Below are 19,597 nucleotides of genomic sequence, written 5' to 3' on the forward strand. Positions count from 1 at the left end.
GGGCGCCAGTCGAGACGGCGAACAGAAAATGAGAAAACCGGGATCTCAACACGCGAACCGCTCTGCTTCCTCATCCGCACTCCCCATGTCCACTGCACTTGATTGGCCGCACGTCGGACGTGACAACTTACACGCGAGGGCATATCTGATGCTTCGCAAAGCTCTCATTGCTGGCCGGTTCCGGCCGGGCCAGCGGCTTCTTCTCAAGCCATTGGCCGAAGAGCTTGGAGTTAGTGTCACTCCCGTGAGGGAGGCGCTTCTGCGGCTGGCTTCCGAGCGCGGCCTTGTTCCGCATCAGTCGCGCACGATGATGGTCCCAGTCTTAAGCGTTGCCCGGTTCAGGGAAATTCGTGACATTCGAATCGAGTTGGAAGGGCGTGCGGCAGAAGCTGCGGCGAACAACATCTCGCCGAGCGACATCATCGCGCTGGAGAAGATGCAGGAGCAGCTGATGCTGGCAAGACGGCAGCGCGACGTGCAGACAGTCCTCGCGATCAACGAAGAATTTCATTTCAGGATCTACAGATCATCCGACTTGCCTGTGGTCTGCGGATTGATCGAAAGCCTGTGGGTTCAAATAGGTCCGCTTCTCACGCTGAATGATTTCAGTGCATCAGCTACCGCGAAGGATCATCCGCACCGGGCGATCCTGGCTAGCCTCGCTGCAAAAGATGGCGCAGGCGCACGGCTTGCTCTGGCAAACGACATCATGTGGGCAAGCAGATATCTTGAGAAGGCTGTCGTCAGGCTCAACAAGCCCGCTGAAGACAAGAAAAAACGAAGTTCGACAACATCTTTCGGCGCGAACTGACGACCAGCTGCATCGACTGGCGGCGGTTCGGGGCACTTTGGCGAGGTGTGGCAGCATGCGCATCGAACCGAGCGTCTCGGGTTTGGCTGCCATGAGTAAGAGCCTAGCATAGCCCATTGCTCTCTACCGAGAATCTCACCGTCAGCCCAGTGCGACAACTTAATACGATGCTTGGGGGCATTCGCGCTGGAATAACGCGCGTCAGCGTCGATTATCGGCGAAAATTGCATCAGGCATCGTTACTATGAGGCCACGTGTCGGTGGAGCAATGAAGGCCAGTGGTTTGACTGGCTCCAGACCGCGAGATCGAACTCGCGCAGCCGGCGGGATTGCAGTGGAGTTAAAACCCTAGAGCTTAGTGCGTACTATGTGTTGAAACGTGTTCGCGCCGAATCCAGGTGCGCTCCCCAGATTTTATTTTGGCATCCTTTGCCTTGCCCGGTTGGTCCGAAGACATGAGCAGCAAACCGGGGGAATTGGAGGAGTAGTTCTGAACCGACTTGTTAGCAAGGCAGAACGCCCCGCTTCACAGTCCGGGGAATATCGCCGCAACGCATTGATGACAGACTTGAGACCCGAGCATCAGGGCCGGTGCCCACAAGGGAGTGACGTCGTGAGAAATCGATATTGGGCGTTGACGAACGAGCCGGTGACGGGATGGCCACAGCAGGGCACGTTCGTGCTGAAGGAGGGCGCAGTTCCGGTACCCGCCTTGGGGCAGGCGCTGACGCGGACCATCTATGTGTCGCTCGACCCGTATCAATTGTACTACCAGCGGGAGCGCACCGGGCCAGAAGGCGCGCCCTGCCATGCTCGCACTGTCTCCCAGGTCATCGAGAGCCGGATGGAGGGATTTGAGGCCGGCGACTTCGTTTTCAACACCAATGGCTGGACCGAATATGCGCTCATGGGTGAGGGGGTCTGGCGCCCGGGCTACATGGTGCCGCGCAAGCTCGATCCGTCCATCGGGCGCATCTCGCAGGCCGTGGGCGTGCTTGGAATGCTGGGGCTGACCGCCTTCGCCGGCATGAATTTGATGGCCTCGCCTCAACCGAGCGAGACAGTGGTGGTCTCGGCGGCTTCGGGTGGCGTCGGACAGATCGCTGGGCAGCTCGCCAAGCAACGGGGCGCGCGGGTCATCGGGATCGCTGGGCGCGATGACAAATGCAAGTTCGTGACTGATGATCTGGGGTTCGATGCCTGCGTCTCCCATCTCTCGCCCACTCTGCCGGCCGATCTCGCCGCCGTTTGCCAGGCCGGTATCGACGTCTATTTCGAGAATGTGGGCGGCAAGGTGTTCGAGGCAGTGCTTCCGCTGTTCAATCAGGGCGCGCGGATGACCATTTGCGGCCTCATCGCCCATTACGGTGATGAGGACGGAGGCGTCGACAGACGCGCAGCGCTGATCAAGACAGGTGAACCGGTGTTCAAGGCGCGGAACGTGAGGGTCAGGAATCTCTCAGTCAGCGAGTTCGCCGCGCAGCACGACGAGATGTTGGCCTACATCGCGCCCCTGGCGAAGGCGGGTAAGGTCAAGTACCGCGAGGACATCCGCCAGGGATTGGAGATCATCCCGAGCGCTTTCGCCGAAATGCTGCGCGGCGACAATTTCGGCAAGATGCTCGTGCAGGTGAGCCCCGATCCGACGCTTGGAGCCCGTGCGCCCCGGAAGTCCCATTAAGGTCCATTCGGGACAGCAGCCTGCGTCGGCGATGTCCGCTGAATTCGGGCGCTGCAGCGGCGACCGCTCGAAATGCGCGCCGCCGGCGGTGCCAAGCAATTGTTAAGCATAAAAAGGGCTATCCCATCGTCGGCATCACGAATTCGGCTCCGGCCCGAATACCAGTCGGCCACCTGGTCGTGATCGTCTTCAACTTGGTATAGAATCGAATGCCTTCCGGTCCATGCATGTGGTGGTCGCCGAACAAAGAAGCCTTCCAGCCGCCGAAAGAATGAAATGCCATCGGGACCGGAATTGGCACATTGATCCCGACCATACCAACTTGAATTTGATGTGCGAATTCCCGGGCAGCATCGCCGTCCCTGGTGAATATCGCGGTGCCATTGCCAAATTCGTGCTGGTTGATCATTTCTGCTGCATGATCGTATGAATTGGCGCGAGCGACGGCGAGAACCGGGCCGAAGATCTCTTCCCGGTAGATTTTCATGTCCGTCCTCACGCGGTCGAACAGCGTTCCCCCAATGAAATAGCCGTCTTCATAACCCTGACGCTTAAAGTCACGCCCATCGACCACGAGCTCCGCTCCCTCGGCAACACCCCCATCTATATAGGCGCGAACTTTCTCGAGATGCTGCTTGGTCACCAAGGGCCCCATCTCGGCATCGGGATCGGTGCCGGGCCCGATGTTCAACGCGCGCACCTTCGGGGCCAGCTTTTGGATCAGACGCTGGGCAGTCGTCTCGCCGATCGGGACAGCGACCGAGATGGCCATGCAACGCTCGCCGGCCGAGCCATAAGCGGCGCCCATGAGTGCATCGACCGCCTGATCCATGTCGGCGTCCGGCATGACAATCATATGGTTCTTGGCACCGCCGAGCGCCTGGCAACGCTTGCCGTGCCGGGTCGCGGTCTCGTAAATGTAGCGGGCAATTGGCGTCGAACCCACGAAACTCACGGCTGCAACATCAGGATGGGTAAGAAGCGCATCAACCGCTTCCTTGTCACCCTGCACGACGTTGAAGACGCCACGGGGCAGGCCTGCTTCCTCGAGCCATTTCGCCAGGATCAACGAAGCAGACGGATCGCGCTCGGATGGTTTGAGAATGAAAGCGTTGCCGCAGGCGAGGGCGACGGGAAACATCCACATCGGGACCATGGCCGGAAAGTTGAATGGCGTGATGCCCGCCACAACACCCAATGGCTGCCGCAGCGAATGGCTGTCAACCCGCGTACCGACGTTCTCCGTAATTTCACCCTTCAAGAGCTGCGGTGCGCCCGTGGCGAACTCCACGACTTCCATTCCGCGTTGAACTTCACCCTTGGCATCTGAAACCACCTTGCCGTGTTCGGCTGTGATGGCGTGGGCGAGTTCGTCAGTCCGCTCTTCCAAAATGCGCAGGAACCGGTTGAGAATCCGGGCTCGTCGGAGGGGAGGCGTAGCGGCCCAGGCCGGGAAGGCGGCACGCGCGGCACCTACAGCAGCTCTCACGTCATCTGCCGAAGCCAAACCGAGCGTTCCGGATCGTTGGCCAGTTGCAGGATTGAAAACCGGCGAGATCCTGCCGCTCCGTCCTTGCACCAGTTCGCCATTGATGAAGTTCCGAATGGTTGCCGACACGGCAGTGGCTCCTCTGTAAACCGCTTGATCGCGTCTGATAATGGATGCATAGATATGCGCATCAACGGCCAAATTCGCGGCTCCGTTGTGCAGAAAGTGTAGTCGATGGATTGGGAAAGCGTTCGGATCTTTCTCGAAGTCGCGCGTGCCGGGCAATTCTTGAAAGCGGCAAAGCATTTGCGCCTGAACCATGCGACAGTTGCTCGCCAGGTCACGGCGTTGGAAAGGAGTCTCAAGGTTAAGCTGCTTGAGCGCCATACTTCTGGCTGCGTGTTGACAGCGGCAGGGGACGCCCTCGTCGTGGCGGCGGAACGCGCCGAAAGCGAGTTGCTCAGGGTGGGCGCCAGTATCCGGGGCGCCGCTGAAGCGATCACTGGCACCGTGCGCGTTGGGGCGCCGGATGGACTGGGCAACTACTTTCTGGCAGATCAGCTCGGGGCACTCGCGGCCAGACATCCCGGTCTGATCATTCAACTGGTGCCGCTTCCACGCACCTTTTCATTGTCCCGCCGAGAAGCTGACATTGCAATAACTCTCGATCGGCCCAAACAGGGGCGATTGATCTTCTCGAAATTGACCGATTACACGCTCAGCGTTTATGCAGCTCACAGCTATCTTGCGCGCGAAGGCCAAATCGAGAAACAGTCAGATCTGACGGGCCGGTTGTTCGTCACGCATGTTGAGGATTTCGCTTACAGCAGAGCGCTGGACTACGCCTCAGCACTCGGTCGGCTGATGTCGCGCCGCTACGAGTGTGGCAGCGTCGTTGCTCAAATGGAAGCGGTGAGAAGCGGCCATGGCGTTGGCATCCTGCACGACTATGCTGCCCGTCGCTATCCGGAGCTTCAGCGTCTGCTACCTGATGTGCGGTTCGTTCGAAGCTACTGGCTCACCTCGCATCCGGATACCCACGACGTGCGGCGGGTTCAGGAAGTTCTTCGCTTCATAGTGGCTTCTGTAAAGTCGTATCGCCCCAGCTTTGATGCGCACTAACCGGGTTGCGCCGCGCCGGAGTGCGCGATCGTGCCTTTGATCGGCCCGCGTTTCAACAGTCCGCCCATCGAGCTTGCGAAAACGTTCCGGTGAGCTCGATGCAATGGTGAGCCCGCCGTACAAGGAGCAGGTTTCACCAGGAGCGACCGTAGAAGCGAGCGGATGGAACGAGCAACAGGCGAGCCGTGAAGCTCTGCGCAACATTGGCCTGGCCGGAAGAGCCGGACAAGAGCGTCCGCGCAGAATTTCTGCAATTGCTGCTCGGCTTTCGAAGTCTTTTCGCATCGCGCCGACGTTAGAGTGGCGCTTAGCTTGGGGGGTAACGAACAAGGGCATTCGGCGGCACGTTTGCCAAGGGCTGTTTTTCGACGTCCTAGCCGCATCCATCCGATCCGAGAATGTCGACATCCCGAGTATCCTCTGTCGTGGATGAAGAAGCGAGACTGATGAACGTTCGTGTATTGGTGGGAGCGAAGCCGGCCGGCGACAGCCGGTCCGTCCGCAGTGATTGGACGCGCGTAGAGGCCGAAAGCCTGTATAGCTTGCCTTCCGATCTAACGTTCCAAGCACAGAGTGCTCATCGCGACCATTTCGATGCAAACCGGATACCGATTGGGCAGTCTCTATCACCTCCGGCTTATGCCGGTGACGTTAGCAACCGGTTGTGTGCAAAGGTGCTTGTAGGTCAGACATGCAGGTTACGTTGATGAAGGGAAAGATCCATCGCGCGTCGGTCACTGAGGCCGACCTGCACCCTGAAGGTGCGATCTCGATTGATCGTAACCTACTCACCGCAGCTGGGTTCTTAGCCAACGAGCACGTGGAAATCTATAATATCGAGACCGGCGCACGATTTGCCACTTACGTCATCGAGGCACCCGCGGGGTCAGGAATAGTCGGGTTGAATGGTGCAGCTGCGCGGCTGGCCATACCGGGAGACAAGCTCATCATCGTGGCATACGCCTCTTTCAACGACAACGAGGCACGAATGTTTACTCCGCGCGTCGTGAGAGTTGATCGGGATAACCGGATCTTGTCGGATTGAGGGAAGATCGCCTCGAGCAGTTTCGCAGAACCCACCCAAGCGGTCCGAAGCGCTCGCATGAAGGCGGACTGTGTTTAAGGAGAGTAGCTACGCCGCAGACTTGGGGAGCCCGATACGCGAGCGCCGGCTGCGAGTCCAAGCCGCGCCGCAGGTATCGATTCCATCGCAAACGGCTATATTGCGCCTGCCAATGCGCCGCGCGTTAAGAGAGCTGGCGCCGATGCGTTGGAACGAGAACCGCCCTCGCTGCAGCGTGGGGCCCTTACCCGAGAAGCCCTCGGGGCATCGAGGCTTTGCAAGGGGCGAGCGACGGTCCAGCTGAGCGGTTGATAATGCCAAATCACCCGTTGCAGCGAAGGAGCTGAGCGGGCTGGCGACATTGTTTGAGTTGAAGGTCGGCGGTAGCCTGTTTTCCGAAGCCAATGCCTCAGAAGCGACCGTCAGGCATTGTCAGGATGAGGGGGCAGGCCTGGCTCTGTCAGAAAGAAAGTGCTGTGTCGGTTACGTATGCCATGTGCTGCTGTGTGTGGCAGCAAAAAAATCTGGCTGTTAATCAGCGGGTCCTAGGTTCGAGCCCAGGTGCGCCCACAATCCTTTAATAAAATCAATGGATTGCTTGTCACTTGCGAGGTCCTCTGGCCGGCTCAAGGCTTGGGTCACATCTGGGTCACAAGATCGCACCGCGGTCAGCGAATTTGCGCGCAAGAACGATCTTCGATGCGCAGCTGCAGCCGACGTTGATCCGCTTGCGCCAATTGGTTCAGCACATGGTTGATCAGCCGTGGTTTCCAATGTCGAGGACCCGGGAGATCCCTTGTCGGCACGGGAAAGGCAGCCGCCAACAGTTGCCAGGCAGGCCTTCGCCAGTATAACGAGCAGCGGGTGTAGGCGGCCGAGGCATCGATTCTCGCCTCCCAATTCGGGCTGTCCCCCACCGGAGAGGCGCAGTTGAACGACAGGATGGCCTTGAGTCTTCTGGCCGAAGTGATGGGCTGGCCGGAGGACGATCAAAGAATCGCCACCGACGAATATGCTTGGCTGCGCATGATGTCCGCCGTCAAATACGACGGCTACTCGTATTTCCGCGCCGGCGTCCGCTTCCTCGAGACACTGGCGACCTGGCTCAAGCAATTCGAGGCGGCCGATCGACAGGCCGCATACGATTTCATCAAGTGGCGACTGGTCTACATATCTTTAGCCGAGATGCAGTGTCTGGTCGAAACGTTCGTGCCGGAGGTCGTGACGCCGCACCTGCGCCAGACGGTCGCGTCGCGCCTCGGTATCAAGGCCTATGAGGTCTGGGCAGACAAAAAGGGCTCCGATGAGTTCAAGCGGAGCTTGCGCAAGACACTTTTCGTCGGGATGAGCGACGGCAGCCGGATCGACATGCTCCGGCGCGCGAACGCAGGTCGGATCTCGACCGAGCAGGTCATCCCTATGATGAACGTCGACCGGGAGAAGTGGCTCGATCTCAGCAAGAACCTCAGGGAGGCGCCAGGAATGTCACCTTCCGAAAAGTTCGATTGCGTTTATCTCATCGACGACTTCACAGCGTCAGGTACCACATTCATCCGCCGCAACGAGAAAGGTGAATGGAAGGGTAAGCTGAAGAAGTTCAACGACCTTATCCGGTCCGCACGCGTCGACCTGAATGAAGACTTCCCCATCGCCGGGGACTACGAGCTGCACATACACCACTACATATCGAGCGATCAGGCCCGACTGGCTCTGGTCGAACGCTTGGAACTCGCGAAGGCGGAATGGAGCGAATGGACGTGCTCGGCGTACACGGCCACGGAAAGCCTTCTGCTGCCGAACTCCCTGCCTCTGACCCGCCCCCTCGATGGTCCGATGCTTGACTTGGGTGACAAGTACTACGACCACGAGATATTCAAACGCGCCGAGAGGCATTGCCGCGAGGCCGGCCAGACCGATATGAAGCTCGGATACGCGAATTGCGCCCTGCCTATCGTCCTCGAGCACAACACGCCGAACAACAGCATTCCATTGTTGTGGGCAGAAACGGCGGGGAAGGGCGGTTCACACAAGATGCGCCCGTTGTTCCACCGGCGTGACCGGCACGGATCCCTGCAATGACCAATCCCTTCCTCAGGCGGGCGACGGAATACATCCGAGACGACTCCGCCTTTCTGGCGATCGTCAGCCCGGAGCCGCTGACCACGTTCGTTGCCAAACACAAGAAGCGCGAGCTTCTCTTCGACTATCCGGTCCGGGTCATCGGAACTCCGGGAAGCGGCAAGACCATGATGGCGGGCTTGGTCGAGTTTCGGCTCATCGAGTCGATCCTCCGCGACCAGAGCAGCGAGAACAATCGCTCGCTTGCCTCGGTCCTTGCACGCTGTGGCTTCACGGAGGACGAGCGGCCCCGTGTTGCGGCGGTCAGGATCCCGATGGAATCGGAATATCGCGATTTCTGGGAGCTTCCTTACGACCCGGCAGTGAAGACCAAGCTGGTCCTGGCCCTCATTCAGGCTCGCACGATCCTGGAACTCGTTCGAAATCTCACTTCCAATCGGCGGCGCGCGATCAACGAGATCAGGTTCATTCCACGCGACGGCGCGGGGGCGCAGCTCGAGCAGATCGGCGGCGCTGACGCCGAGAGCATCGTCGCACGCGCCCGCAGCGTCGAACGCGCGGTCTATTCCATCGGAGCAAGTCTTCTCCCTCCGTCGCTCGACAACATCCCGGAGGAGGCGCGCGAGCCGTATCAGCCGTTCGAGGCCATTCAGGAAATCGAGATCGAATGGAACGGTGCGCCGTGCCGCCTTCGCCCCATGACCATCCTGGACGACGTGCACACGCTGCATCCGGATCAGTTCGAGGCGCTCTTCAGAGCTCTCGCGCGACGCGAGATACGATTTGCGCGTTGGTTGATGATGAGGATGGATGCCCTCTCGCCCAGCGCAGTCTTCCGATCGGCGGACGCAGATGCTCTTCCCGGGCTCAAGGTCGAACGCGATTATCTCGATATCTTCATGCAGACCGATAGCGCCCGCTCCGACGAGCGCCGTCAGTTCCGCAAGATGGCGACCGACATGGCGGATCGCTACCTCCGTCTCGTGCAACCGCTCCGAGATCGAAACTACACCCGCTTCAAGGATCTCCTCGGCGAAGAGCCGCCGAGCCTCTCTGCCGGCCAGATGAACGAGTTGCGGGCGCTGATCGATCGCGAGCAGAAGAGCCTCAGGATCTCGCACGACCGTCAGCACAAGATCCGGCAGATCGTTGACCGTTACGTAAAAGGAGCGAAATCGCTCGACCTCGGCGAAGACGTCCGCTTGATGATGTTTCGCGTGCTGTTGCATCGCTACGTGGTCCGCACCACGGGCCAGACCAGCGATCTCTTCGCCGACGATCCCGAGCCCAGGCAGCCGCTCAGGGTCAAAAGCACGATTGCCGATGCGGCTCGCCTGATCTTGAATCACAAGTTCAATCGAGCGTTCCACTTCGGATTGGACGTTCTTTGTGATGCAAGCAATGAAAACGCAGAGGTTTTTCTGCAGCTCGCAGGCGCGCTCGTGGAGCGAATGGAAACGAAGGCGATCAGGAATCAGGATCCGGCATTGACACCGGCGCAGCAGCAGAGCGCGCTCCGCGACAAATCCAAGGAAATGTTGAAGGACTGGCGATTTCCCTTCGCAAGAAAGGTGCGCGCCTTGATCGATCGGTTAGCGCAGGACTGTCTGGAAGTCTCTGCCGAGCCCAACGCGTCTCTCGGAGCCGGAGCAAATGCCGTGGGCATTCTGGAGACAGAGATGCAAGATCTGCTTGCTGGCGACAGCGAAATCGCTCTCGTGCTCAAGTATGCGATCGCGTACCAGGCCATCGTCGCCATCCGCGACTACGGTCAGGGGGGAAAGAACTGGTGCCTTCTGGAGCTGTCCGGTCCGGTATGCCTCGCATACGGCTTGACCTTGAATCGCGGCGGTTTCCTCGAGCGTCGCGTTCCAGACCTCGTCTTGGCCGAAGAGAAGGTCTGACGATCATGCGCCGTCACTGGGAGAACTGCATCACTCACTTCGACAAGGGCGTCTCCGGCTTCATCGACGACTACTTTTCCCAGACGTCCCGTCGTTGCGTTCTCGTGGCGGGAGCGGGCTTCGACCCGCGAGCCAAAAGCATCGCCCACTGGCTTGCCGCCACCATGGGAGACCGCGTACACGGTCTTTTTATTCGCGAGGATCGCGGCGACCCGGCGGTCAATCTCCAGCAGCTCGCCGACGAGAACGAAGCGCGCCTCAAAGGCATCATTGCCGACTGCAAGGTCTCCCACGTGCAGATCTTCTCGGCGGATGACGGGGCACCGATCGGAGGCCATGGCGCGCGCGCCGCTCTCGAGAAATACGATTGGCCTGCCGAGGTGACCGATATCGTGCTCGACATGAGCGCGCTCTCCACGGGCGTCGGCTTTCCTCTGGCCAGGATGCTGCTCGAATACGCCGAAGCAAAGCCTGGTCTAAGCCTGCACGTGATGGTCGTATCCAATCCGGAGCTTGACGATCGGATTGTCGGAGAACCTTCGATGCAGGTCCAAGCGGTTCGTGGGTACTCGGGCCCCTCCGGAGGTTACGAATCGCTGCCGGTGGCCAGAATCTGGCTGCCTCAGCTCGGACGCGGCCGTGTCGAGACCTTGCGACGAATCCGAACAACACTGGACAACGTGTACAAGGTATGCCCCGTCGTTCCCTTCCCAGCCCGCAACCCGCGACGCGCCGACGAGCTCCTGGCCGAATATCAGGCGCCGTTGCTGAACGAATGGCAGGTCGATGCGCGCGATCTCATCTACGTGTCGGAACGCAACCCGCTCGACTGCTACCGCACGATCTCGACTCTGAAATCGCGCTATGATGAGACGGTGAAGGACGTATTCTTCCCGCAAATCATCCTGTCACCGTTCGGCAGTAAAGTGATCGCGGTCGGTGCGATGATGGCTGCGATCGAACACAATCTTTCGGTACAATACGTCGAGACACTGCGGTACGAATTCGAGCCCACAGCGCCGGACGAATCCGAGGCGCCTCCGGACATGGCCGTTCACGTTTGGCTCCACGGTCCCATCTACGGCAGCTACGATCTGGAATCGGAGGCAGTGGCCGGGTAGCTCGGAAAGCAGCCAACGGTCTCGCGCCGGACCGAGCTCTCTAGAATGACAGTTGCGGATACGGAGAGGTTCGGCTCTCGTACAGTGGATCATCTCACGGCTTGAAGGACGCGCTAGCAATGACCACTGTCTTCTCCGTCAAGGTGAACGGACTTCTGAAAACCGTCTCTGAGGCATGCGCAAGCGAACTTGGCGTCCTTACCGAGGCTCTGGAGCGCGCTGCCGACTACCCGGTCGCGGCGGTCGGAAGCGGAGGCTCCGCCGTCTCCGCCGAGTTCCTGTCGTCCTGCAGGACGTGGCTGCAGCACTCCGCCACAGCGGTGACGACGCCGATGGCGTTTGCCCTCGACCCCGTGTTGCCGAAATGGGGCGTCTGGCTTTTCACTGCGGGGGGCAAGAATGCAGACATCCGGGCGGCGTTTCAGACCGCCGTCAACGAGCATGCTCGCCGGATCGACGTGGTGACCGCGCGCGGGAAAAACTTGGTCGCCGGCGTGGGTGCCGAAATTGCCAGACTACACACGGTGCCGGTAGCCGATGAGAAGGATGGGTTTCTGGCGACGCACTCGCTCACTTCGACGTTGACGTCGCTGCTGCTGGCGAGCGATCAGGTCGCGGGACATCGCGGGAGGGAGAGATGCGATCAGGTTCGGGCGAGGTCTGAGAACATCCTGTCCGCGGCGAATCGAACGCGTGATATCGAGGCGATCGCAAGCGCTTGGAATGTCGAGCGCGACACGCTGATCATCCTGCACGATCCCGCGCTAACCGCTGCGGCCGTCATGATCGAGACCAGCTGCTGGGAGGCGGGTCTTTGCAAGGTGCAGCGCACCGATTTCCGCAACTTCGCCCATGGTCGGCATGTCTGGCTCGACCGATATGCCGACAGGACTGTCTTGCTGGCGCTCACCTGCGATCGCAGTCTTCCGTTCTGGGAGACCATCCGATCATGCATTCCGTCGACGATCCCAAGCGTGCATTTCGCCTTCGGCGCACCCGGGCGACACACCCTTTTCGACGCCGTTCTGAAATCTTTCGGCGTCGTTGAAGGCATCGGCGCGGTGACAGGCATCGACCCCGGCAAACCCGGAGTCGCAGACTTCGGTCGTTTGATCTACGATAGCCGGGATCTCCTCGTCGCCGTCCAATCCGAAGATGCAGCCACGCGCCGTAAAAGGAGATCCGAGCAGAGAGCCGATGAACCGGACAGAGCGGGGCGGGCTTGGAGCTCTCGCCGCGACGAGTTCATCGGGCGCCTCGAAGCCGCCGAGTTCGGCGCGCTTATCCTGGACTACGACGGGACGATGGTCGCTACGAACAGGCGAGGCAAGCCGCCCACCGAGCCGATCATGGAGGGCTTGCGAAGACTTCTGGACGGCGGCGTCGCGATCGCGCTTGCGACAGGCAGAGGTGGATCGGTCGGAGAGGAATTACGAAGCTGTCTTTCGCCGGAGCACTGCGAACGGGTGCTGGTCGGCTACTACAACGGTGCGCACATCGTCCCGCTGTCCGTCGATATCCGAACGACACCGCTCGAGCCAGATCCCGCTATCCTGGAGGCTTTCGATCGTATTCAAGCCGGGGCCACGATGTTCCGGAACGGCTGGCTCCCGAAGAAAAGCCCTTTTCAGATCACCATTGGCGTCGACGAGCTCGTGTCCACGGCGGACGGTCTTGGGAAACTTCGCGAGATCGTCGATGCTTGTCCGGGATTGAGGATGGTTCGTTCCGGGCACTCGATCGACATCTGTCCGGAATGGGCGGCCAAGCCGCGCGTCTTCGACGCGGTTCGGGGCAGGATGGTCGATGACAAGCTTCAAATGCTCGCAGTCGGCGACAGCGGTGATAGGCACGGCAACGACTACGAGCTGCTCGGAGGCGAATTCGGGCTCAGTGTCGACCAGGTTTGCGAGCGCGAGATTTCCTGTTGGAATCTGTTGCCCAGTCACGTGTCCGGGCCTGACGGTCTGTTAAGGATACTGGGCGGCATGCGCTTGGCGGGTGCTGGCCGCGCGCAATTGGACGTTTCCATGTTGCGGCGGCCTTGATAGATTGTTCACGTTATGGTCCAATTCGATTCCAGATATCAGAGGCTGTCGGCGGCGCGCCCCGCGGTCGCGGGCACCGGGCTGACGGCCGTCGATAGGATCTACGCGGACGCCCATGCAAGTCCGAAGGAAGCTCTCGGCGGCTCGTGCGGCAACGTTCTGCTGTCGCTTGCCATGCTGGGCCACCCGGTTTTTCCGGTCGTCAATCTCGGAGACGACGACCATGGTCGGTTTCTTTTCGACGAGTTCGAGAGAGCAGGTTGCGAGACCCGCTACGTCTCGATCGCCGATACGGGAAGTTCTCCCGTCATCGTGCAGATCCTCGACAGGGCGAGTGCAACCCACCGGTTCACTTCGACGTGCCCTCATACCTCCGTTCGTTTTCCGAAGTGGCGCTCGATCAATCACGATCACGTTTACAAGGCTGCCGAGACACTGAAGTCGGTCTCCGTTTTCTACGCCGATCGGGTGTCGGAATCGATCATCCTGGCGATGGAGGAGGCAAAGGGAGCGGGGGCTCTGGTCTTTTTCGAGCCCGCCAGCGCCGACGATCCCTTATTCGCACGGGCCGTCCGCTGCGCTACCGTGATCAAACTGTCCGACGAAACGGCGGGTAAGCACATCGCCGACGACGGCCTCGCCCCCGGAACGATCGTGATCAGAACGCACGGTGCCCGCGGACTGACGGTCTCGAACGGCAAGGTCCGGCGGCATTTCCCGGCCAGCCTGGCTCCGCAAGTGGTCGACACATGCGGTTCGGGCGACATGGTGACGACGGGTTTGCTCGACCTTGTCTTGAAGCGATGGCGTCGCGAGGGAAGCTGGAAGTTCGAAGATATCTTCGACGGAGTAGCCGTCGGACAGCGGCTGGCAGCGCTGAATTGCGCGTTTACCGGTGCTCGAGGGCTCTTCCAAGCGGCCGGTGCCGGTCACGTTCGCGAGATGCTCGATCGCGGCGTCGACGAGGTGTGCAGCTCTTTCGTCACGAGGCTCGAATGCCGAACTCGCTGAAAGTCTATTCGGCAGCCTGCATCGTGATCTTGCGGCGTCGCTTGTTGCCGCTCTGTGCCAGATGCTGGCGGACTTCCATCAGCATGATTCCCAGCATGTTCTTGCCCCCCTTGCCTGGCACCTCTCCCCACAACCTGTTCACTGCGTTGTCCACGGTCGCAGTCTCGATCAGCACGGCATTCTTCGTGTCGAGCAGAATGGTCGCGAGATCGGAGTGTTGAGTGAACTTCGCCATGAGGACGCCCCTCATGCGGTCGAATTTCACCTTCGACCAATCGGGAACGATGTCCCACTGGTAGAGACCGTGCGCCGCCATCGCGAGTAACGCGGGCGAGGGTGCCGCCATGAGCCACTCCCGCACTTCTTCCTTGCGAGGTTTTCCGGCCTGATAGGCATGTTCGGACGTTGGAAAGACGCGTCCCTCGAACGTGATCGCCCGCCTGTAAAGGTTGCTGAACACACCGTACGGCTTTTCGCTCGCACGATAGAACCGGATTTCCTTCATGGCCGACCTCTTGTGTGAACTTCCAATTTCTGCATTATTGCATAATCATGGCGCGCAGAAAAGATCAAAATCGTGGATCTGCAGGACGGCCGATCAGCCCCGAGGAGGGGGCCGTCGAAGCCGTCGCGCTCGTGAAGAGCTTCAAGAGAGCGCGAAAAATCAGCGATAAAGCGTTAGGCGACCTGATCGGCGTCAATCAGTCGAGTGTCCACCGCGCGCTTAGCCGACAACCGCCCCGACTCACGCCGACATTGCAAAAATTATGCGATTATGCGAAAAAGGTGATGCGGATCGAGGGCGGACGCCAGGTCCAAAGCGCCAAACAACAGCTCGCTACGGCTGTCGAAGGTGTGTGGGATGGCTCGCCCGAAGGTCTTAACAGGCTCCTGGTCCTGCTTCGGGATCTAGGCACGCTAGTTTCCCGGAGCTGAGCGCGACGAGTTCAGCCGAAGGAGGCTACCGGAACTCCTGGATGAATTCGTCTCGAGGCGTCTAAAGTCTTATTAGGGTCTTCATGCGCTCGTTCGCGTGATAGGCATTCTTGTACTTGACGCATTCGCTCTTGGATTTCGCCTTTAGGCCGACGCTCCGATTGCTGCCGCCTGTCCGAGCATTCAGGCGCTGTTCGATGTTCTCGTGAGGGCGCCCGTCCTACTCGGGAAAGCCCTAGGGAGCCCTCCGTACGCCCGCCAAGTGGGGGCCGCGACACTAAAAGGACCGGCTCGCGCCGGTCCTTCCGTTTGTGGTTGTGATGGTTTATCCAATCGATCCGATATGGCGAGGGCCGAAACGGTCCTTGAGCAGTTGGTAACCCTCGGGGTCATTTGCAGCCGTCCCGCTTCTCGCCTGACGGTTCAGGCTGGGGCGGCCTTTGGCGAAGCGCTCGCAGATCCGTTCGTGCTGTTTCACCATAACCGCGGTGATCAGCTTGATAGCTGCTCGCTCGGCCTCGAAGCCCTTGAGCTTCGCGAATGTCGAACGGAGCTGCTGCAGCATCGACGAATGATCGCGGGCCCACAAGCCCGTGAACGATTCATCGGCCTCGACCATCGGCCTTACGACCATCTTGTCGTACTCTTCTGCGCTCATGTCTCCGGCAACCTTGAACGCGACGGCGCAAGCTCGCGTGATGGACGAGAGACGTTGAAATTGCCGGGCTGTGGCTCCGTGGTCCTGAAACGTGATGGCACGTTCCATGAGCTTCAAGCTCCGCTCGAGCTCCAGGCAGAGCACAAACAATCCACGGTGCCCGACGATCCAGACCGTGAGCGCTTCGCTGGCGTAGGTTTGCCGTAGTTCCGCGTACATCGCCGCACCGCTCATGCTCGCTCTCCATAGTTTTCGATGATGGCCTGCACGGCTTCTGCGAGCGCCGCCTGCTCCAACTCGGATATCATGTTCTTGCGGGCGACAAGGTCAGTGTAGTCGCTCATCGTGCGCAACAGCGCGACAAGCCCCGACAGCTCGGAGTCCCGCTCTATGCGCTCGACCGCGAAGAACCAGTCGTAGCGGTCCAGCTTGGACCCTGTCGTGGAGGCCTTGGGAAGGCGAGCGACTTGATCCTCCGCATTCCCCCAAAGTGTGAGCGAGAACCCTCATTTGCTCATCGAGCGAGGGAGACGAGGTTCTGATGCCTTCGATCAACCCCTGCATGGCCTCGGTCGAAAGATGACTTTCGGCCGTCGGCGATACCGCCAGGGGAAGCATGAGAGGTGGAATATCCATTGCCAGTCCTGCCTTTACTTCGGTTGATGCCCGTCGCCTCGACGCGGGGCGGGTTCAGGACGAACGAAGAGTCGGCTTTACTCTCACGTACCGTTGTGCCAAGGCAGCCTTGCGTAGGGTAGCTGCGGCTACTCTTCCTTCGGCCGGCGGTTGTCCTCGAGGCTCCGCCGGTCATTTTTTGAAGCATCGCAATTCCATTTGCATTGTAGAAACTGAAAGATAGCTCCGATCGCGCCGGCTTTTTCGTCGTGCTCGGGCTTTCGGTGCTGCAGTGCACTGAATTCACTGCTTCCGGTGAAAAGGATATCGAGCTCGAGCTGACCAGACGGCAATTCGCAGCGAGTCTTTTCTCGGAATGCCAGGCGCCGGAAAAACGGGGAGCGTTTTCCGCCGGGCTTGGCAGCGGGTGAAAAATCGATGTACAGGTAATGTTTATTTCATTGCTCAGCTCCTCACGGTTCTTCCTTGATGTCGATTGCCGCGGCCACGCCGTCCCGCACGGCGACTTTACTCTCCGAAATTCTCGAAGCTGACGAAGCATTTGGTCGGCAGCTTATCGAGTTTCTGGACTCAAAGATCCGAACGGACGGAAGGGACGGTGCTGGAAGCTATCCGCTACGATTTTCGACGGTAGCTCGCAGCATTCTGTATCTCGGACTCGCGCTGCACGAGAAGAAGCGCAAGGGCTTGCCAAAGAAACTGCAACCTCAGTGGCAGGACGTCCTGGATCTCTATGCGGACTTCCATGCGCGCAATCCGAAGCTAAATATGCTTCCGGTGACGATTACCGACGATGACCTTCTTGGATTGTGCGACCTATCGACCAGGCGGAGAGGAAGCCAGAAGAAGCATTTCTACGCGGCGATTGTGCTTTTCTACGTGGATTTGCTCGAAGAAGGTGGATTGACGGAATCCGACCTGAGGTTCGTCGCAATGGCCACTCCGGAAGGCGAGCGTGATTTTCAAGTCCGCATTGCGGATCTAGTGAGGATCGCCTCAGTTTCGCGGGCCTTGCCGACGCAAAAAGATCAGCTGGCGAAAAGGCACGAGTATCCGATCGTCAACGTCGGTTACACCTACCATCGTAGTCTGCATGAAGAGTTCAGGTCCTTCGTGGATCATTTTGCTTCAGCTCTCGACGGAAACGCGCATTTCATCTGCTACCGCCCGCGAAATGAGTGGCCGAACCAATTGGTGAAGTCCTTTCTGGCGATCCGCCCTCCCGTACCCGGAAGAGATCATTTTTCGTTCGTTCACGTCTACCGGATGCCTTGCAAAGGTGATCAGAAGAGAATCAGTATCGGCGCCGTGCTGCCGCTGGAGAACGGTGTCTGTCTGGTGGGCGGCCAGCGGCACTTGGCGCCGAAGAAGGAGCGGACGGTTCCCTTCACCAACCTCAAGATAGTGGTTCTTCCATGGACTGCCGTGAAGGTCCGTGAGCGCGTTTTCGGCGGCCTAGTGATGTCTGCCGACTATCTGGGGACGAACCTCGTTTCCAGGATAGGTTTGAGATGCACTCCAGTCCATCATTCCGACGAGATGCAGCTCGACGCGATACCCGCGACATCTCTCGAACAGGACATTGCCGGCGACGCGCGTATTGAACGTGAGCTTGCCGGAGCCGACTATGGTCGTTTCGAAATTGAGGCCAAGGATGCCGCAAGGCGCATCGCTGAACTAGCCAACAATGCGCCCGCTGATTGGGAATCTCCACCTGGCTTTTTCGAGCTGAATCGGCAGCAAGCGATCACCAAGACCCCGCTGCATAAGCATTTAATCGAGGAGGCGATAGCGGACAGATTTGGCACGGACGAGCACCCGAAGTTCCAAACGCGGGAAGGGGTGAACTTCCAGTTCTGGAAGGACTTGCGCTTCGGTCCAATCACGAGCGAATAAGACCGAGGCACTTGGGTGGCCGCGCTCGCGACATCTTCCCGCCTGCCCACGACATCGTTATCGAAGTAGTGCCTAAGTCACTCACGCAACCCAGTACCGTCACTACATGACCTGCCTTGCGATCTGAGCGTGCGGCTCATTGTCGTTCGAAGTGCCGAGCGCTTCCACTTCAAAAACGCGCATGAGCTTTTCGACCTGAAGTTCCTGAGCAGGAAGATCAGGGTGACGTATTTGGATGAGAAGTCTTGTGAACCGTTCTGCCCAACGTTTGACTGCCCTTCTAATCTGTACGAATTCGCTTCGGGACCTTTCGCAGCACGGCGCTCGACCAGCCCGCGCGGCATCGGCCTTCCGACTGCTGCAGCCTTCAGAAGGCTATCGATCGTGGCCGCTCTCCCTCGTCCTGTAATCCCGTCGACCGACCATCTTCAATGCCGCGTCCACCAACTTTCTGAAACTCGGCGACCGGGTGGCCGCCTCGGCGTCGTCGGTAAGCCACTTGTCTATTGGGCGAGCGTTTCCACTCTCGACGAGCTTAGTCGCCCGCGCTCTCAGCTTTACGCCTGGGCGAACGCGACTAGACAGCAGTCTCGAGACATGTGGCTGGGTGATCCGTAGCGATCGTGCGAGCTCGGCTTGAGCCATGCCTCTGCTGACGCGATAGCGCTCAGCTCCAAAACAAACCGATCAGTTGCCATTTGCATAAGAAAACATAAAAATATAAAAAATTCCACACGCTGATCGCGTGGAGAGCATGCTGATGGTTGGCGACGCTGGAGTGCCGGCGCCGAAAGACTGGGCGTCAAGTGGGGGCGCCCCGAGTGGTGCCGAGCGCGGCCTACTGGTCGCCCATGACGCAGCTGGCCGACGATGATGACGATTTCGTCTGTACTCAGGCGACTTTGAAGGAGCAGGTCGGCTTCTGTCTGCTCGGCGGATTCGGCATTACGGCCGAGATGAACCACGCTGTTTACGACAAGGTGCATTTGGCCGGCGTGTTCGGGAAACGGACGGTTCTTCGAAGCGCGGGAGATCGAGCGCCTGCTCAGAGAACCCGGTAAAGTGGAGAGGCGCTCCAGGCGGTGTCGTTTCCCACGGCAGCGATCGGTTCGCCTAGCGGACGCGCTGGCTTTGATCGAGCG

The 19,597-nt window shown here is 59.5% G+C and carries 15 protein-coding genes and 1 pseudogene; 12 read left to right on the top strand and 4 right to left on the bottom strand.

The genetic code is table 11. The features are described 5' to 3' along the window. Positions 1–85 precede the first annotated feature (85 nt). Positions 86–811 carry a GntR family transcriptional regulator gene (locus HZZ16_RS26130; RefSeq protein WP_283815872.1) on the top strand — a complete coding sequence of 242 codons (726 nt, stop codon included), beginning with the start codon at positions 86–88 and terminating at the stop codon, positions 809–811. A 634-nt stretch (positions 812–1,445) separates the two neighbouring features. Next, positions 1,446–2,492, top strand: coding sequence for an MDR family NADP-dependent oxidoreductase (locus HZZ16_RS26135; RefSeq protein ID WP_197952719.1), 1,047 nt, complete (start codon positions 1,446–1,448; stop codon positions 2,490–2,492). 118 nt (positions 2,493–2,610) lie between these two features. Here the strand turns inward: HZZ16_RS26135 and HZZ16_RS26140 are convergent, their stop codons facing one another. Beyond that, positions 2,611–4,110, bottom strand: a complete 1,500-nt coding sequence (locus tag HZZ16_RS26140) for a CoA-acylating methylmalonate-semialdehyde dehydrogenase (RefSeq protein ID WP_197952720.1) — start codon at positions 4,108–4,110, stop codon at positions 2,611–2,613. A 105-nt stretch (positions 4,111–4,215) separates the two neighbouring features. Here HZZ16_RS26140 and HZZ16_RS26145 point away from each other — a divergent pair, with 105 nt between their 5' ends. From HZZ16_RS26145 to HZZ16_RS26175, 7 genes are all read left to right on the top strand, one after another. Next, positions 4,216–5,103, top strand: a complete 888-nt coding sequence (locus tag HZZ16_RS26145; RefSeq protein WP_197952721.1) for a LysR family transcriptional regulator — start codon at positions 4,216–4,218, stop codon at positions 5,101–5,103. Positions 5,104–5,794: 691 nt separating this feature from the next. Continuing rightward, a complete protein-coding gene (panD, locus tag HZZ16_RS26150; RefSeq protein WP_197952722.1) occupies positions 5,795–6,148 on the top strand; it encodes an aspartate 1-decarboxylase in 354 nt (117 codons plus the stop codon). A gap of 948 nt (positions 6,149–7,096) precedes the next feature. After that, entirely contained in the window at positions 7,097–8,245 is a 1,149-nt protein-coding gene (locus tag HZZ16_RS26155; protein WP_246510442.1) for a phosphoribosyltransferase-like protein, read from the top strand. Beyond that, positions 8,242–10,149 carry a hypothetical protein gene (locus tag HZZ16_RS26160; protein WP_197952723.1) on the top strand — a complete coding sequence of 636 codons (1,908 nt, stop codon included), beginning with the start codon at positions 8,242–8,244 and terminating at the stop codon, positions 10,147–10,149. Before HZZ16_RS26155 ends, HZZ16_RS26160 begins: the two co-directional genes overlap by 4 nt. Positions 10,150–10,154: 5 nt before the next feature. Then, positions 10,155–11,270 carry a hypothetical protein gene (locus HZZ16_RS26165; protein WP_197952724.1) on the top strand — a complete coding sequence of 372 codons (1,116 nt, stop codon included), beginning with the start codon at positions 10,155–10,157 and terminating at the stop codon, positions 11,268–11,270. Between the two features lie 119 nt (positions 11,271–11,389). Further along, on the top strand, positions 11,390–13,318 hold the full coding sequence (locus HZZ16_RS26170; protein ID WP_197952725.1) for a Cof-type HAD-IIB family hydrolase: 1,929 nt from the start codon (positions 11,390–11,392) through the stop codon (positions 13,316–13,318). Between the two features lie 15 nt (positions 13,319–13,333). After that, complete coding sequence (locus HZZ16_RS26175; RefSeq protein WP_197952726.1) at positions 13,334–14,329, top strand: PfkB family carbohydrate kinase; 996 nt, start codon at positions 13,334–13,336, stop codon at positions 14,327–14,329. A gap of 4 nt (positions 14,330–14,333) precedes the next feature. Here HZZ16_RS26175 and ybiA read toward each other — a convergent pair whose 3' ends face one another. Beyond that, positions 14,334–14,834 (bottom strand): riboflavin biosynthesis intermediates N-glycosidase, encoded by a 501-nt coding sequence (gene ybiA / locus HZZ16_RS26180; protein ID WP_197952727.1) that lies wholly within the window; start codon positions 14,832–14,834, stop codon positions 14,334–14,336. Between the two features lie 14 nt (positions 14,835–14,848). Between ybiA and HZZ16_RS26185 the strand changes: the two genes are divergently transcribed. After that, a complete protein-coding gene (locus HZZ16_RS26185) occupies positions 14,849–15,265 on the top strand; it encodes a hypothetical protein (RefSeq protein ID WP_197952728.1) in 417 nt (138 codons plus the stop codon). Positions 15,266–15,590: 325 nt separating this feature from the next. Here HZZ16_RS26185 and HZZ16_RS26190 read toward each other — a convergent pair whose 3' ends face one another. Next, positions 15,591–16,157, bottom strand: a complete 567-nt coding sequence (locus tag HZZ16_RS26190) for a 3-methyl-L-tyrosine peroxygenase-related protein (RefSeq protein WP_197952729.1) — start codon at positions 16,155–16,157, stop codon at positions 15,591–15,593. Positions 16,158–17,027: 870 nt separating this feature from the next. On the opposite strand from HZZ16_RS26190, the gene HZZ16_RS26195 reads away from it, so the two are divergent. Further along, complete coding sequence (locus HZZ16_RS26195; RefSeq protein ID WP_197952730.1) at positions 17,028–18,455, top strand: hypothetical protein; 1,428 nt, start codon at positions 17,028–17,030, stop codon at positions 18,453–18,455. Positions 18,456–18,830: 375 nt separating this feature from the next. Here the strand turns inward: HZZ16_RS26195 and HZZ16_RS38415 are convergent. Continuing rightward, positions 18,831–19,109, bottom strand: a pseudogene (locus HZZ16_RS38415) (hypothetical protein); the annotation flags it as partial. A 197-nt stretch (positions 19,110–19,306) separates the two neighbouring features. Between HZZ16_RS38415 and HZZ16_RS26200 the strand changes: the two are divergent. Beyond that, the gene (locus tag HZZ16_RS26200; protein WP_197952731.1) at positions 19,307–19,516 is read left to right on the top strand and encodes a hypothetical protein; all 210 of its coding nucleotides are present in this window, start codon (positions 19,307–19,309) and stop codon (positions 19,514–19,516) included. Positions 19,517–19,597: the final 81 nt, after the last annotated feature.

It is taken from the genome of Bradyrhizobium glycinis, assembly GCF_016031655.1.
GTDB classification, from domain to species: Bacteria; Pseudomonadota; Alphaproteobacteria; order Rhizobiales; family Xanthobacteraceae; genus Bradyrhizobium; species Bradyrhizobium glycinis.

Bases quoted from the DNA above. Each gene is read 5' to 3' on its own strand.
- panD (WP_197952722.1), top strand. From the start codon at position 5,795: ATGCAGGTTACGTTGATGAAGGGAAAGATCCATCGCGCGTCGGTCACT.
- HZZ16_RS26195 (WP_197952730.1), top strand. From the start codon at position 17,028: ATGTCGATTGCCGCGGCCACGCCGTCCCGCACGGCGACTTTACTCTCC.
- HZZ16_RS26190 (WP_197952729.1), bottom strand. From the start codon at position 16,157: ATGAGCGGTGCGGCGATGTACGCGGAACTACGGCAAACCTACGCCAGC.
- HZZ16_RS26170 (WP_197952725.1), top strand. From the start codon at position 11,390: ATGACCACTGTCTTCTCCGTCAAGGTGAACGGACTTCTGAAAACCGTC.
- ybiA (WP_197952727.1), bottom strand. From the start codon at position 14,834: ATGAAGGAAATCCGGTTCTATCGTGCGAGCGAAAAGCCGTACGGTGTG.
- HZZ16_RS26165 (WP_197952724.1), top strand. From the start codon at position 10,155: ATGCGCCGTCACTGGGAGAACTGCATCACTCACTTCGACAAGGGCGTC.
- HZZ16_RS26175 (WP_197952726.1), top strand. From the start codon at position 13,334: ATGGTCCAATTCGATTCCAGATATCAGAGGCTGTCGGCGGCGCGCCCC.
- HZZ16_RS26145 (WP_197952721.1), top strand. From the start codon at position 4,216: ATGGATTGGGAAAGCGTTCGGATCTTTCTCGAAGTCGCGCGTGCCGGG.
- HZZ16_RS26160 (WP_197952723.1), top strand. From the start codon at position 8,242: ATGACCAATCCCTTCCTCAGGCGGGCGACGGAATACATCCGAGACGAC.
- HZZ16_RS26200 (WP_197952731.1), top strand. From the start codon at position 19,307: ATGACGCAGCTGGCCGACGATGATGACGATTTCGTCTGTACTCAGGCG.
- HZZ16_RS26130 (WP_283815872.1), top strand. From the start codon at position 86: ATGTCCACTGCACTTGATTGGCCGCACGTCGGACGTGACAACTTACAC.